The sequence below is a fragment of the Paenibacillus sp. FSL L8-0158 genome (genome assembly GCF_038592965.1).
GTDB classification, from domain to species: domain Bacteria; phylum Bacillota; class Bacilli; order Paenibacillales; family Paenibacillaceae; genus Paenibacillus; species Paenibacillus polymyxa_D.
In genome coordinates this window covers 1,894,028-1,907,473 of the sequence record NZ_CP151949.1, presented here as the reverse complement: position 1 = coordinate 1,907,473, position 13,446 = coordinate 1,894,028, and the positions used below count along the sequence as shown (strand labels likewise).

Below are 13,446 nucleotides of genomic sequence, written 5' to 3'. Positions count from 1 at the left end.
AGCTAGTTATAGCCTAAGGCTATACCCAATCTTTTATTCCCCTATCGCCTCATGCAGTGCTTCTATATAGACAGTGGCCAGCTTGGAGAGCGCAGCGTTTTTATGGCAAATCCATCCCACATTAATAGACTCATCACATTCCAGAGGGACGGAAATAATGTCGTTACCGTTCAGATCCGCACTGATCACTCCGGTAGAAATGGTATAGCCGTTCAAGCCAATGAGCAGATTAAAAAGGGTCGCCCGGTCATGGACGCGAATGCTTTTGGGATGCGATAACGTACTGAGAATCTCCTCGGAAAAGTGAAAGGAATTATACTCCCCTTGCTCAAAGGACAGATACGGATACGGATAAAGCTGGTCAATAGTCACGATAGACTGTCGGGATAGTGGATTATTGGCACTGATAAAAATATGCGGCTTGGCCGTAAACAGGCTGTTAAATTGCAGATTTGCATCTTTTAGCAGCTTGTTAATGACCTTGGCGTTAAATTCGTTCAGATACAGAATTCCGATCTCACTGCGCAAGCTTTTGACATCCTGTATGATTTCATGGGTTTTGGTCTCTCGCAAAGCCAATTCATATTCTTCTTGGCCATATTGATTCACCAGATTCACGAATGCATTTACAGCAAAAGCGTAATGCTGTGTGGACACAGCAAAATGCTGTGGTGAAGGCTTGGCATCCAGATAGCGACTTTCCAGTAGCTCCGCCTGCTCAACGACCTGACGTGCATAACCGAGGAATTCCACGCCTTCCTTGGACAAAGAAATCCCTTTATTGGTACGCTCAAAAATGGTGATATGAATTTCTTCCTCCAGATCACGAATCGCGTTCGACAGACTGGGCTGGGAAATGAACAACCGCTTCGCCGCCTCATTCATGGAGCCACGATTGGCAACCTCAATGACATATTTTAATTGTTGTAAGGTCAATGCATGATGTCCTTTCCGTTTGTGTTTCTTCTATTATATAATACATAACCACACTTCTGGAAAAGGGATAGTTGTTGCTCACATGAATAAACACCCCCTCAAAATGGTAACATCCATTTCAAGGAGGTGCTTTGCACTGCTGCTTAAATTAACGAGTTTCACCGTTTGTGGCGATTAGCTTTTGATACCAATAGAAGCTTTGTTTACGAATACGACGCAGATCCTTGAGATCAAACTCCTCACGATCCACATAAATAAATCCGTAACGCTTGCTGGAGCCCTGATGGGTACTAACAAGATCAATTGCAGACCACGGACAGAAGCCGAATACGTCTACACCGTCTGTAATAGCCAATTGGATTTGCTCGATATGTTTCTTGAAAAAGTCAATACGATAAGGATCTTTCACTACATCCCCTTCTTCAAGCTTGTCAAAAGCGCCCAAGCCGTTCTCCGTCACGATTAAAGGCAAGTGGTAGCGAGAATAAATTTGGCGTAATGTGGTTCTAAAACCAACCGGATCAATCTCCCAACCAAACTCCGTCGTTTGCAGGTTGGGGTTGACGGAACCTCGGTACGCTCCGGGTTCACCCACAATTTCATGCTGATCTCCTGTATGTGAAAAATCATTTCCGTCATCTAAACTTTCTCCTACCGTTTGAGAGGTATAATAATTAAATGCGATAAAGTCCGGGTTCCCCTTCGCTAAAATGTCCATATCTCCTTCTTCAATGACAGGCTCATAGCCTTTCTCGATCAAATAGCTCCAGGCAATGTGATTGTAACGGCCAAATACAGCCATATCCAGATAGAGCCAGTTGCGAATGGCTGCATAGTTATCAGCCGCCAGTGTATCTTCCGGCTTGGAACTGGCTGGATAGATAACCCCGATATTCGGCGCTGGTCCAATTTTCGCGTCAGGTAGCATTTCATGGCACAATACCATCGCTTTCGCCTGCGCGACTAACATATGATGATTTTGTTGGTACAGTACCTTTTGCGGATTTTCCAGGCTTGTATCCAATGTGCCAATAGAACCGGGATGGAGAATCAGCATGTTCTGCTCATTAATGGTTAGCCAGTATTTAACCCTGTCCCCAAAGTTTTCGAACAATGTTTTGGCATACTGCTCGAAGGCATCAATCGTCTCCCTCTTCGACCAACCGCCTTGTTGTTCAAGAGCATAAGGCAGATCAAAATGATACATAGTAACAATCGGTTCAATCCCGTATTTAATTAGTTCGTCAATTAATGAGCTGTAAAACGCGATTCCCTTCTGATTCACTTCACCTGCGCCCAGGGGATAAATACGTGTCCAAGCAATCGAGAAACGATATGCTTTAAATCCCATTTCAGCCATCAGAGCTACGTCTTCTTTGAACATATGGTAATGATCACTGGTTACCTTAAAATCAGTGACTCCTTCGACGTGATTAGCCATGTCAATGACAGAGGGTCCTTTTCCATCTTCGTCCCATGCACCCTCTACTTGATAAGCGGAAGTGGAACCTCCCCAGAAAAAATTTTCAGGAAATGCCTTCAATTGATTATGTTTCATGATATAGTCCCTCCAGTTATAGTTATATCCTTCTGATGTTCGCAATTCATGTATGTGATGATGATGCTTGCCAGTATTACACAACCAAAGTTAACAATACTTCATTCTTTTGAATCTGCTCCTGATTTGTCTCAAATACGTCCACTTTATGCTTCGTGAGTGTGACGATGACAGGCGTTACGATTTCGTATCCTGCTTCAATAATCTGCTCCCTGTCAAATTGGATTAACAAATCGCCCTGTTTCACGCTGTCGCCCTCTTTAATCACTGGATTAAAATGCTTCCCTTTCAGCGCAACGGTGTTAATTCCGATATGAATTAATATCTCTGTACCTGCACTGGAAGTCAATCCTATGGCATGTCCTGTGGGAAACAGCGAGGTTACGACTCCATCTATTGGCGCTACAACCTCACCGACAGACGGTTCAATGGCTAATCCTTTTCCCATGGCCCCTGTAGAAAATGCAGAATCATTCACTTGACTCAATGGTCTGGTCGTGCCTGTGATCGGGCTGTATATCGTTTCTTTCTTGATATCAGCGGCCTTGGTTGCTGTAGCAACAGGCTCTCGTTCTGCTGTTTTCACGGATTCAACTGTTTCTGGGGTCTCCTCCTTCACCTTGCTTTCATACCCAAAAATAAGGGTTAGTACGGTTGCTGCCGCGAATGAGCAGGCAATGGCAATCACGTAAACCAAGGTTGGCGTATACACTGGAATCGCAAAAATGTTGTGAAACACATACGCCGTCATTTTTACCCCAAAATGTCCATTGATGGCACCGCCTATAGCCCCTGCGATAATGACAATCGGAATGACACGTTTATAGCGAAGCACCAGACCATACACAATCGGCTCTGTCACACCCGCCAGCAATCCTGTAATACTCGTAGAACCGGCAAGAGTTCTAAGTGTTTTATCTTTTCTAGCCTTTAGGAAGATACCAAATGCTACCCCAATTTGAGCAAATACTGCTGCTGCAGCCATCGCCTCAATCGGATCCCCGCCAACACCGATATTTTGAATCGTGATGGGTGTAAAACCCCAGTGAAGTCCGAAGACGACCATAAAGGTCATAAAACCGCCAAGAACAATCCCTGACAAAATGCCACTTACACCAATTAACCATGTCACACCTGAAGAAATCCAATCTCCTACCCCTGTACCGAAAGGTCCGAAAGCCATCGCAGATAGCGGAACCATAATCATTAAAGCCAACATCGGAACTAAAAACAATTGTAAATCCTTAAGAATGATCTTCTTCAAAAACTTATCTACCAACGCATAGATGCTAATGGATATAAAAATCGGGAAAACACTGGCGGAGTAGTTCATCATGACCACCGGTATTCCTAAAAACGATACATCAGAGCCCTTGTCCATCAGCCCCGTAAAGTTGGGTTCCATGAGAGCCGCACCGATCACACCAGCTACATAAGGATTCGCCTTCAGCTTTATACCAAGCGTAATCCCTAGTAAAATCGGCAAAAAGTAAAATACAGCATTCCCAGCAGCAGACAGGATCAGATAGGTATCACTTGTTGCAGACATCCATCCCAGTAAGGTCAAAACCGTTAGGAGTGCTTTTATCATTCCCGAGCCCGCCATCGCTGGAATCAATGGGGAGAAACTACCGGAAATGACTTCAAAGATTGTAGTTATGACCGATGTTTTTTTTCCACTGGATTCACTGGCCGCAGGGGAGTTCGATCCAAAATCCCTGCTTTTCATGATCTCTGCATATACATAGGCAACATGGCTGCCAATAACAACTTGGAATTGTCCTCCGCTTTCAACAACTGTAATGATTCCCTCGTGCTTCTCAAGCGCTTCTCTTTCGGCTTTTCGTGAATCCTTCAGGTCAAATCGGAGTCGTGTAGCACAATGGACAAGCCCATTAATATTTTCTTCTCCTCCAACGAGACGTACGATGTCTTCGCCCATTTTCTTATGGTCCATGTTCATTCTCCTCTTGGGCAGATTGCCTGAAAACAAAAAAATACCTAAACGAAAGGCCTGTATGATCAAAGAAAATGATCACTGCCATTCATTTAGGTATCGCCTGCTTAACCAGTAACAATCCTTATATTTAAGTTGTGAGCCTACTATAAATCACTTAGAAATCGTTTGCAAGCTTTTTTTCTAAGAACTAGCTATATCATTTCTGGAGGTTACACGCTGTATATGAATCGTCAAATACACTTTTTCGTCAATCGACATAGCACTTTCATGCTTTAACTCCAAATATTGATTGATTAATTGGGTGCATTGAAAAGCCCTCTCGTATTTATCTTTGACTTGGTCATACAAGAAATTATCCCCTGAAGCTAGTTGTTCTTGTTCATTGCTCAGCAAGCGCTGGGCAAAGTACTGCAAATGAGTAATAAACCGGGAATAATTGAACGAAGTTTCATCCAGTGTAATCTCGTAGTAATCGGTTACAATGTTGAATATGTCATCAATAATCTCGGTAATCTCAACCGTTTGTTTCATTCCCTGACCGTCTTGTCTTGCATTTACAAAATGCATAGCAATAAAGCTTGCTTCATGCTCATCCATTTGGACGCCAAATTGAGCATGGATGATGTCCAATGCATTCATACCGATCATAAATTCTTTTTTGTAAAACTTTTTAATTTGCCATAACAGTGAATTTTTAAGTCCTACGGATTTTCTGTATCGAGAGATGGCAAATTGAATATGGTCAATCAGAGAAATATAGATATTGTCACTAAAAATATCTCCCATTTCCTTTTTTGCGCTGCCTACAATTTCATCCGCCACCTTTAAATACTCTACAGAAGTTTCCCCAATAAGATCTATTAATTTTTGTGGGATTTTATCAGACTTTAATACAAAGGTTTTTTCTATTTTGTCCTCATCGACCCTCTGGCCATTTTTCTTTTTAAAACCTAGACCATTCCCTATGATAACAAATTCATGACCCACCTGATTTTCGACTCGGATGACATTGTTGTTAAAAATTTGCCGGATGATCATTTATCTGCTCACCTCATTGATGTAATGACAAAGTTTGTAATAACAAAAAAAAACCAAATAACGACTAAATCAATTAGTCATTATTTGGGTATCGCCTGCTTACCAGTAACAATCCCGAAGGGCACTTCACCCCTCATTCAATTACTCTTACTATACCGCTTTCAATGCAGAATAACAATAGAATCATGCCAAAGAATCGCCAAACACTCAGAATCCCTTGTGCTTAGCAGTTTTTTAGGTTCATGCTTAACTCTCTTTCTCTTTGCAAAATACCTCTTTGGCAACCTGAATGGCTGAGGCTGCCCGGGGCCATCCTACATAAAAGGCAAGCTGTGTAATGACCTCAACCAGTTCTTCCTCCGAAATCTCGTTCTCCTTGGCCAGCATCAGATGATAAGGGAGTTGATTTATATGCTCACCCGCTACCAGAGCGGCAACTGTAATGAGACTCCGTTCCCTTAGAGATAACTCACTTCTTCTCCATACATCTCCAAAAAGGACATCCTCCGTATAACCTACAAAAGCGGGAGCAAAATCACCGATCGTTTCCCGAACACTCGATCTGATCAATTTATGCTTCATACAATCATCTGGGCAAGTCCGTTGCCAAAGGACCAATCCTCTAATTCAGTCTCTACCAGTGTCACAAATACATCTTCCGGTCTAATCTCACATTCAATAGATAAGAGTTCGGCTAATATTTGGTAAAATCTCTTTTTTTGTTCCGTGCTTCTACCCGATCCCATCGTAATTTGGATGTACAGTAGCTTGTCTGTTCTGGATACATTCAAATAATCTGGACTGAAATAAAACTCGCTTTGCTTATGAGCATGAAAAACCTGAAAGTAATCTTTCTCCGGAACCTGAAAATGTTCGATCAAAGCGTTCATGATACAGCGACTAATCCAAGGCAGCTCTTGCTCTGTGTATTGTTGCTCCATGTAGCCAACTCGTACAAATGGCATGTTCATCTCTCCTATCCGTTGGGGTAAGATGATTGTACTCCCCTTACTTTCATCTGTATAATTGAAAATAATCATAAATATATTCAATTTTACCGATGGAGATGAACAAGCGTGGATCTGAAAGAATTAACTACATTTCGTACTATAATCGAAGAAGGGACGTTTTCAAAAGCTGCTGTCAAATTAAACTACGCTCAGTCTACAGTCACGAGCCAAATCCAGAGGCTAGAGAAAGAGCTGGGATTTCAGCTTTTTAAAAGGGGATGGGATGCGGAGCTAACGTCCCCAGGTAAACTATATGCCGAGGAGGTAGACGGGCTTATTCAGCATTGGAATTTTGTAATGGACCAGGCGAAGTCGCTGAAAAAGGAGGAGATCGGCACGCTCCATATCGGTGTGCTTGAAACAGTAGCGGCTACCTTACTCCCCTTGGCTCTGCAGCAGTTTCGAGAGCATAAACCGAATATTACGTGTCATTTTACAGTTGGAAACACGGATGCACTCGCACATGCTTTGGTGGATGGTAAGCTGGATTTTGCAATCTCTGGGGAACCTCACTCCATTCCTTCCTTACACTTTGAGCCCATATATCACGAACACATCGCCTTTATTGTGTCCCGTAATCATCCCTTCGCGGCAAAAAGTGAGCTTCAGCTCGAAGATCTGTACGAGTATCCGCTTATCGTCGGAGGTAAGAACTGCTTGTACCATATACGACTGGAGAAAGAGCTTTCACACTTCCCGTCGATGCCGTTTTTTTATACTGTCAGTCAAATCTCGTCGATCCCCACATTCGTAAAAACGATTCCTTCAGTTGGAGTGGTTCTATCGTCAATGCCTTTGCCGGAGGAACTGGTCACCGTCCCCCTCCAGTTAACAGACCCTAATATTTCGATTGGACTATTACAAAACAACCATCACCAGCAGTATATGTCTTCGGCCCGAAAGCTGTTTATACAGGTGGTTAAGGAGCTTTACAGGCTATAGCATCTATGCAAGAACTACTAATAAGTTATATCATCTCTGCATAAAGAAAAAGCCGCCAAACACTCAGAAACCTGATGTTTAGCGGCTTTACTATTTTGATGGCCTAAGGAAATGAGGCCCTCTTTTTATTTTTATACGCTTGTCATACCCATTATTTCGCTTCAAGCGGTTTTTTCCACAATCCCAGAATGAGCGCGGAAATTACAGAACCAATCACCACTGCAAGCAAGAACAGCAAAGCATGATTGGCAAGAGCTGCTACAAAAATTCCGCCATGTGGAGCTGGAAGATTGATTTGCCAGAACTGCGTCAGACCACCAGCAATCGCTGAACCTACAATACAAGAGGTTAAGACACGCAGAGGATCAGCAGCTGCGAATGGAATGGCTCCTTCCGTAATGAAGGACAATCCAAGTACATAGTTCGTCAAGCCAGACTTGCGCTCTTGCTCAGTAAACTTATTTTTGAAGAACGTCGAAGCTAATGCGATTGCCAGCGGAGGTACCATGCCGCCCGCCATAACAGCCGCCATCATAGCTCCGTTCGTGTTACCACTGGAAGTAAAGACACCGATCGAAAATGCGTAAGCTGCTTTGTTGAAAGGTCCACCCATGTCAATCGACATCATTCCGCCCAGGATCAGACCCAAAATAACTGCATTTCCTGTTCCTAAATTGTTCAGAACATTGACAAGCCACGTATTAATACCACCGAAAATTGGATCAAACAGGTAAAACATAATCGCGCCTGTAATTAGGAGTCCAAATACCGGGTATAACAAGATTGGTTTTAAACCATCCAGCGTTTTCGGTAGACCTGCAAAAGCTTTACGCAGGAAGATCACCACATAACCAGCCAGGAAACCTGCTGCCAGACCGCCAAGGAAACCTGCATTAGAGTTTACAGCCATCAGACCCCCAACCATACCTGGCATCAGTGCCGGGCGGTCTCCAATACTCATCGCGATAAATCCGGCCAGTATCGGAATCAGGAAGTGGAACGCACCTGTTCCGCCGCCAATCGTTTGTAACAGTTGGAAGAATACATTATCTTCTCCCGCTACCTGTTCAATCAAGAAGGAAATGGCTAGCAAGATCCCCCCGCCTACAACGAATGGCAGCATATGAGAAATACCGTTCATTAAATCCTTGTAGATTTTGCTGCCTACGCTGCTCTTCTCCGCTTTCGACTCTTCAGCGCTGCCATTACCTTCACTACGATAAATTGGGGCATCGCCGTTCAGCGCTTTGCGGATCAGTTCCTCAGATTTACGGATACCGTCGCTTACCGGTCTTTGTAATACAGGCTTACCGTCAAATCTGGCCATTTCAACCTTCTTGTCAGCTGCGACGATTACTCCTTTGGCACGACGAATTTCATCCGCTGTCAGTACGTTTTGTGCGCCTTCCGAGCCATTCGTCTCTACACGGATGTTAACACCCATTTCTGTCGCTTTCTTAATGAGAGCGTCTTCAGCCATAAACGTATGCGCAATACCTGTAGGGCAAGCGGTCACTGCAACCACAAACTCGTCAGAATTCGGATTGCCAACGATAACGTCTGGCGTTTGCTGCGCTTTGGCAGCCTCTTTCTCAGCCTCTTTTGCTTTTTTGGCAGCTTCTTCTTCCGCCTGCTTGGTATCAAACAGCACAGATACTTCATCCGGTGTTTGCGTTTTCATAAGGTTCCCGATAAAATCGGTATCAATCAACAGCCGGGAAAGGGCTGCCAGTGTGCGAAGATGCGTATTTGCTGCTCCCTCTGGAGCCGCAATCATAAAGAACACTTTTGCCGGCTCACCGTCCAACGATTCGAATTCTACACCTTTACTGCTTTTGGCGAAAACGACAGTCGCTTCATTCACGGCTTTGGTCTTGGCATGCGGCATCGCAATGCCGCCGCCGATTCCAGTGCTGGACTCTGCTTCACGTTTGTAAATCATTTCTTTAAACAAGGCACGGTCATTAATACGCCCACTTGCTTCAAGACTAGCAATGAGCTCCTCAATCGCTTCGTCTTTTGTCGTCGCCTGCAGGTCCATGATCATCGTTTCTTTAATCATCAGGTCTGTTATTCTCATTTTTCACACTCTCCTAAGTTCGGTCAGCGTGTCGATACACGCATAATAAGCTCATGATGCAGCCGGATTACCGTTTTGAAATCGTGACTTGCGGCCGTAATTGTTCAATTTTCTCTCTAGTAGCCAGATCATCGGAAAATGCAGTTGCGCTTCCGGATGCCACTCCTGCACGGAATGCTTCGATCGGATCGCCATGAAGAGCCAGCGTACCCACGAATCCAGCAATCATTGAATCACCTGCGCCTACAGAATTTTTCACCGTTCCTGCTGGTACATTTGCATGATACACTTCATCTGCCGTAATGAACAAAGCCCCTTCTCCTGCCATGGAAATCAGTACATTTTTTGCACCTGCTTCCAGCAGCTTACGACCGTAAGTGACGATCTCCTCCTTTGAATGAATAGTTACGCCAAACAACTCAGCCAACTCGTGGTGATTCGGCTTGATGAGCAGCGGTTTATGAACCAGTGCCTTCATCAGCGCCTCACCTGTGGTGTCGATGACGAATTCAGCCCCAGTTTGCTGGCATACGCTAATCAGCCGATCATAGAAGTCTCCTCCAAGTGACGGCGGAATACTTCCCGACAAGACGACAATGTCATTTTTCTGGAGTCCCGCCAGCTTTTGCACCAACGCATCGGCCTCTTGCCCACGAATCACAGGTCCCAAACCGTTAATTTCCGTTTCATCGCCATGCTTGAGCTTAATGTTAATCCGTGTGTCATCTTCGATCATTACAAAATCAGTTTTAATGGATTCTTCCCGCAATGTATCGTCGATAAACCTGCCTGTGAATCCTCCTAGAAAACCAATCGCCGTGCTATCTGCTCCCAGCTGGTTTAGTACACGTGATACATTAATTCCTTTACCACCTGGCAATTTCAAATCACGTTTCATCCGATTCAAATCACCAAGCTTCAAATCGTCAACTTCCACGATATAATCAATGGAAGGGTTCAGCGTTACTGTATATATCATTGTTATCCCTCGATTATCTTAGTTTTCTGAGCGATGGATCGGCGTGAGCGTTCTGGCATCGATTCGGTAATAAGTATAGCTTCCTTGAGCTCGAACAGTTTGGCGAAGGTTACTTCTCCAATTTTGCTGGAATCGGCCAACACATACGTTTTGCCGGACAGCTGATGAGCTCGCCGCTTGATTAGCGCCTCTTCAGGATCAGGAGTCGTATACCCCATTTCCATATCCACCCCGTTCGTTCCTAGAAAGCACTTGTCGAATCGAAAATTGTCCAAATTTTGTAAGGCAATACTGCCAATTACGGCTTTGGTATGAATTTTCATCATCCCTCCCAGTAGATAGCTTCTGATTCTTTTACTTACCAGTGCTTCTACGTGGGATAGACCATTCGTCACGACCGTCACGTCTTTAGCTTCAATGTAAGGAATCATCGCCATCGTTGTTGTTCCCGCATCCAGATAAATACATTCGCCATCCAAAATTTCTTTGGCTGCCATGCGGGCGACTGCGTTTTTTTGTTGAACGTTTTTGAATGTTTTTTCTTCCATGCCAGGTTCCTGACTTTTCTGATTCAGTAAGGTTGCCCCACCATGAATCCGTTTTAGCAACTGACGGCCCTCAAGATCTATCAAATCGCGCCGAATTGTTGATTCAGAAGCTCCCAACAGATCAGCCAATTCCTGCAACTTTACAACACCACGTTCTTGTAAGCGCTGTATTATTAACTTGTATCTTTCTTCCGTCAGCATCTTCATTCCCCCAACTGTTTATATCGTACCACAAACCTAATAAAAAACAATCATTTTTCTTCAAAAAGATTCAAATAAATTCATTCCAACTTCATTTTTTTACAAAATGGTGAATTCCCGCTCCAATCTACATGATTGCGTTTACATTTTAAAGAAAATTCATCTACTTTTATGTAAATTCATTCTTGTTACATAGGAATTCAGCAGTAAACGTTCAAAAACGTTCTGATGCTTTCATCAGCACCATTTTACCATTAAGCACACAAATCTTCCTAACATCTTCTCTACTCAGAAAAAAGCTAAACACCGGGAACGCTCCCCTCTGTGTTTGGCTAATCGAGACGCTTCATGCTCAGTCCTTAACGATTCCAATGACGAAACCGTCATCCCCCATGCTCCCCACGGTTTGGATAGCTGTAGCTGTAATTCTTGATTCTTCAGTCAGTATCAGCAAATCGAACAATTTTCATAAGATTATCGTGATGGAGCCGATGGTCATATCCAGCTAGCTACTGCAGCAACTATTGAAATCTCATTCATCTCATACGTAACCATTCCTAATGTGCATTAGGCATCTGTGTACGCTAGTGCTGTATATTAAAATAACAAGAGCCATGACTGCGTGCATACCGCATTCATGGCTCACCTCGTTATGATACATATTCACCCTCAATAATCTTCTCCAGATATTCTTCCGGCTGTGCAAGAAACTCGGCAAAGCTGCACACATCCGCATATTCCTGGTGCTCCTCGTCATAATAACCCAGGCACTTCTGCTTTGGATTCCACACCAATATAATATCCGAGTAATTATCTACTTTTAGAGACAGACGCAATAGCTTTTGCCGACCTACCTTCATCTCAACCGTATCGATAAATGAAAAGAAATCAACAAATAGAATATTAAGATCATTTTCTGGCAGGTTCACACGGAGCTGATCCCCCGTCAGAAAGGCAATAATATCCTTCGGAAGCTTGTAGCTTTTTAAAGCATGTCGTTTATTTTCCAAATTATGAAATACTGGAGGCTCTACGGACTTTAAATACTCAGCCATTTCCATGTTTTTATTACTTAGTGCAATCGTATATGCCCGTTCTCCATCTTTTTCTGCCAACGTCACATCAGCGCCTTGCTGGACCAAATACTTTACCATCGCAAAATCGTTGTTGCGCGCCGCCACTGTCAGAGGCGTGGCTTTATATGGATATACCATATTAGGGGCATTGAAATTAATATCTACGCCATGTTCCAATAGTAAAGCTACTGTTTTCAAGTCATGCCCACTAACTGCGTTGCGGAGTGTTACTCCAGCATGCAGCTTCATATCGAGACCCAGCTCATGGATAAGCAGGATATTGCTTTTGTTACCGTAGTAGGCTTGCTCATAGGCACCGGATTTGACATGATTTTTCCCGTCCAGCTTGGCGCCATGGGCAACCACATAACGGACGATCTCTTCTGTACCATAGCGAACAGCCGTCAGGAATGCGGGATTATCCTTTACATTAAGTTGAACTCCCTCATCCACCAGTAGCTTCAAGACTTCCATTTGCTCAGTGATGAGTGTAATATCCAGTGGACTTAATGTCGTATATTTGCTGAGTACGATTCCTTGTTCTATATCCCAGCCTTCGTTCAGCGCCTGGCGTAAAGCGGATATATTGCCTTGAACGATATGCATCGCTATCTCAGGAAGCACCTCGAAATTGCCTACATCTTTTAATTTGATCATCGTTATTCCCTCACTATTTATGTATTTACTATTAATCATGTATATCTATTTTATGCCAACCTCTCCTTTATATAAATCCAATAGATTCTCCAAAATTCATTATTCACTCCAACGCAAACAAGTGAGTAATAGAGGTCAAAATACCTTAGAGAAGCTATCATTGTATTATGATTCCGTACAAACAGTCTTGTTGTTCCGACTAGTAGCGGATACTACAATGTATTTGTAAATGGGACGTTGCAGCGAGGCGGCTTAACAACGCTTTCTGCTACAAAACTAATTATAAATACAGGCCTGGTTGTTGGTGCAACAGTAGTCATTGAGGTTATTAATTTCAACTCTAGTGCTTCCTCAACCTCTGTCAACAATGTCACAGTAACGACTACCATAAGCGACTAAGCTACGTAAAACAGGACAAACGCCTCTTTTTTATAATTTTATAAAAGGGTAAAATCTCCTTT

General features: G+C 43.4%; 11 protein-coding genes and 2 pseudogenes. 2 read left to right on the top strand and 11 right to left on the bottom strand.

Annotation, left to right across the window (positions count from 1 at the left end):
• Positions 1–33 precede the first annotated feature (33 nt).
• The 6 genes from NSQ68_RS08775 to NSQ68_RS08750 form a co-directional block, all read right to left on the bottom strand.
• The gene (locus NSQ68_RS08775; protein ID WP_342428610.1) at positions 34–936 is read right to left on the bottom strand and encodes a LysR family transcriptional regulator; all 903 of its coding nucleotides are present in this window, start codon (positions 934–936) and stop codon (positions 34–36) included.
• A 148-nt stretch (positions 937–1,084) separates the two neighbouring features.
• Positions 1,085–2,494 carry a glycoside hydrolase family 1 protein gene (locus NSQ68_RS08770; protein ID WP_342428609.1) on the bottom strand — a complete coding sequence of 470 codons (1,410 nt, stop codon included), beginning with the start codon at positions 2,492–2,494 and terminating at the stop codon, positions 1,085–1,087.
• Positions 2,495–2,570: 76 nt separating this feature from the next.
• Positions 2,571–4,451, bottom strand: coding sequence for a beta-glucoside-specific PTS transporter subunit IIABC (locus tag NSQ68_RS08765; RefSeq protein WP_342428608.1), 1,881 nt, complete (start codon positions 4,449–4,451; stop codon positions 2,571–2,573).
• Positions 4,452–4,634: 183 nt separating this feature from the next.
• On the bottom strand, positions 4,635–5,492 hold the full coding sequence (locus tag NSQ68_RS08760; RefSeq protein WP_342428607.1) for a PRD domain-containing protein: 858 nt from the start codon (positions 5,490–5,492) through the stop codon (positions 4,635–4,637).
• Between the two features lie 246 nt (positions 5,493–5,738).
• Positions 5,739–6,074, bottom strand: coding sequence for a carboxymuconolactone decarboxylase family protein (locus NSQ68_RS08755; protein WP_061828652.1), 336 nt, complete (start codon positions 6,072–6,074; stop codon positions 5,739–5,741).
• The gene (locus tag NSQ68_RS08750) at positions 6,071–6,457 is read right to left on the bottom strand and encodes a tautomerase family protein (protein ID WP_342428606.1); all 387 of its coding nucleotides are present in this window, start codon (positions 6,455–6,457) and stop codon (positions 6,071–6,073) included. The genes NSQ68_RS08755 and NSQ68_RS08750 overlap by 4 nt, the downstream gene beginning before the upstream one ends.
• Positions 6,458–6,568: 111 nt before the next feature.
• On the opposite strand from NSQ68_RS08750, the gene NSQ68_RS08745 reads away from it, so the two are divergent.
• On the top strand, positions 6,569–7,444 hold the full coding sequence (locus NSQ68_RS08745) for a LysR family transcriptional regulator (protein ID WP_342428605.1): 876 nt from the start codon (positions 6,569–6,571) through the stop codon (positions 7,442–7,444).
• 151 nt (positions 7,445–7,595) lie between these two features.
• Here NSQ68_RS08745 and NSQ68_RS08740 read toward each other — a convergent pair whose 3' ends face one another.
• From NSQ68_RS08740 to NSQ68_RS08720, 5 genes and pseudogenes are all read right to left on the bottom strand, one after another.
• Complete coding sequence (locus NSQ68_RS08740; RefSeq protein WP_342428604.1) at positions 7,596–9,524, bottom strand: fructose-specific PTS transporter subunit EIIC; 1,929 nt, start codon at positions 9,522–9,524, stop codon at positions 7,596–7,598.
• Positions 9,525–9,591: 67 nt separating this feature from the next.
• The gene (gene pfkB, locus NSQ68_RS08735; protein WP_342428603.1) at positions 9,592–10,503 is read right to left on the bottom strand and encodes a 1-phosphofructokinase; all 912 of its coding nucleotides are present in this window, start codon (positions 10,501–10,503) and stop codon (positions 9,592–9,594) included.
• A gap of 2 nt (positions 10,504–10,505) precedes the next feature.
• On the bottom strand, positions 10,506–11,252 hold the full coding sequence (locus tag NSQ68_RS08730; protein WP_029516644.1) for a DeoR/GlpR family DNA-binding transcription regulator: 747 nt from the start codon (positions 11,250–11,252) through the stop codon (positions 10,506–10,508).
• Between the two features lie 352 nt (positions 11,253–11,604).
• Positions 11,605–11,718 (bottom strand): annotated as a pseudogene (locus tag NSQ68_RS08725) (methyltransferase); the annotation flags it as partial.
• Between the two features lie 184 nt (positions 11,719–11,902).
• Complete coding sequence (locus tag NSQ68_RS08720) at positions 11,903–12,985, bottom strand: ankyrin repeat domain-containing protein (protein ID WP_342428602.1); 1,083 nt, start codon at positions 12,983–12,985, stop codon at positions 11,903–11,905.
• Between the two features lie 192 nt (positions 12,986–13,177).
• Here NSQ68_RS08720 and NSQ68_RS08715 point away from each other — a divergent pair.
• Positions 13,178–13,384, top strand: a pseudogene (locus NSQ68_RS08715) (DUF4183 domain-containing protein); the annotation flags it as partial.
• Between the last annotated feature and the right edge of the window lie 62 nt (positions 13,385–13,446).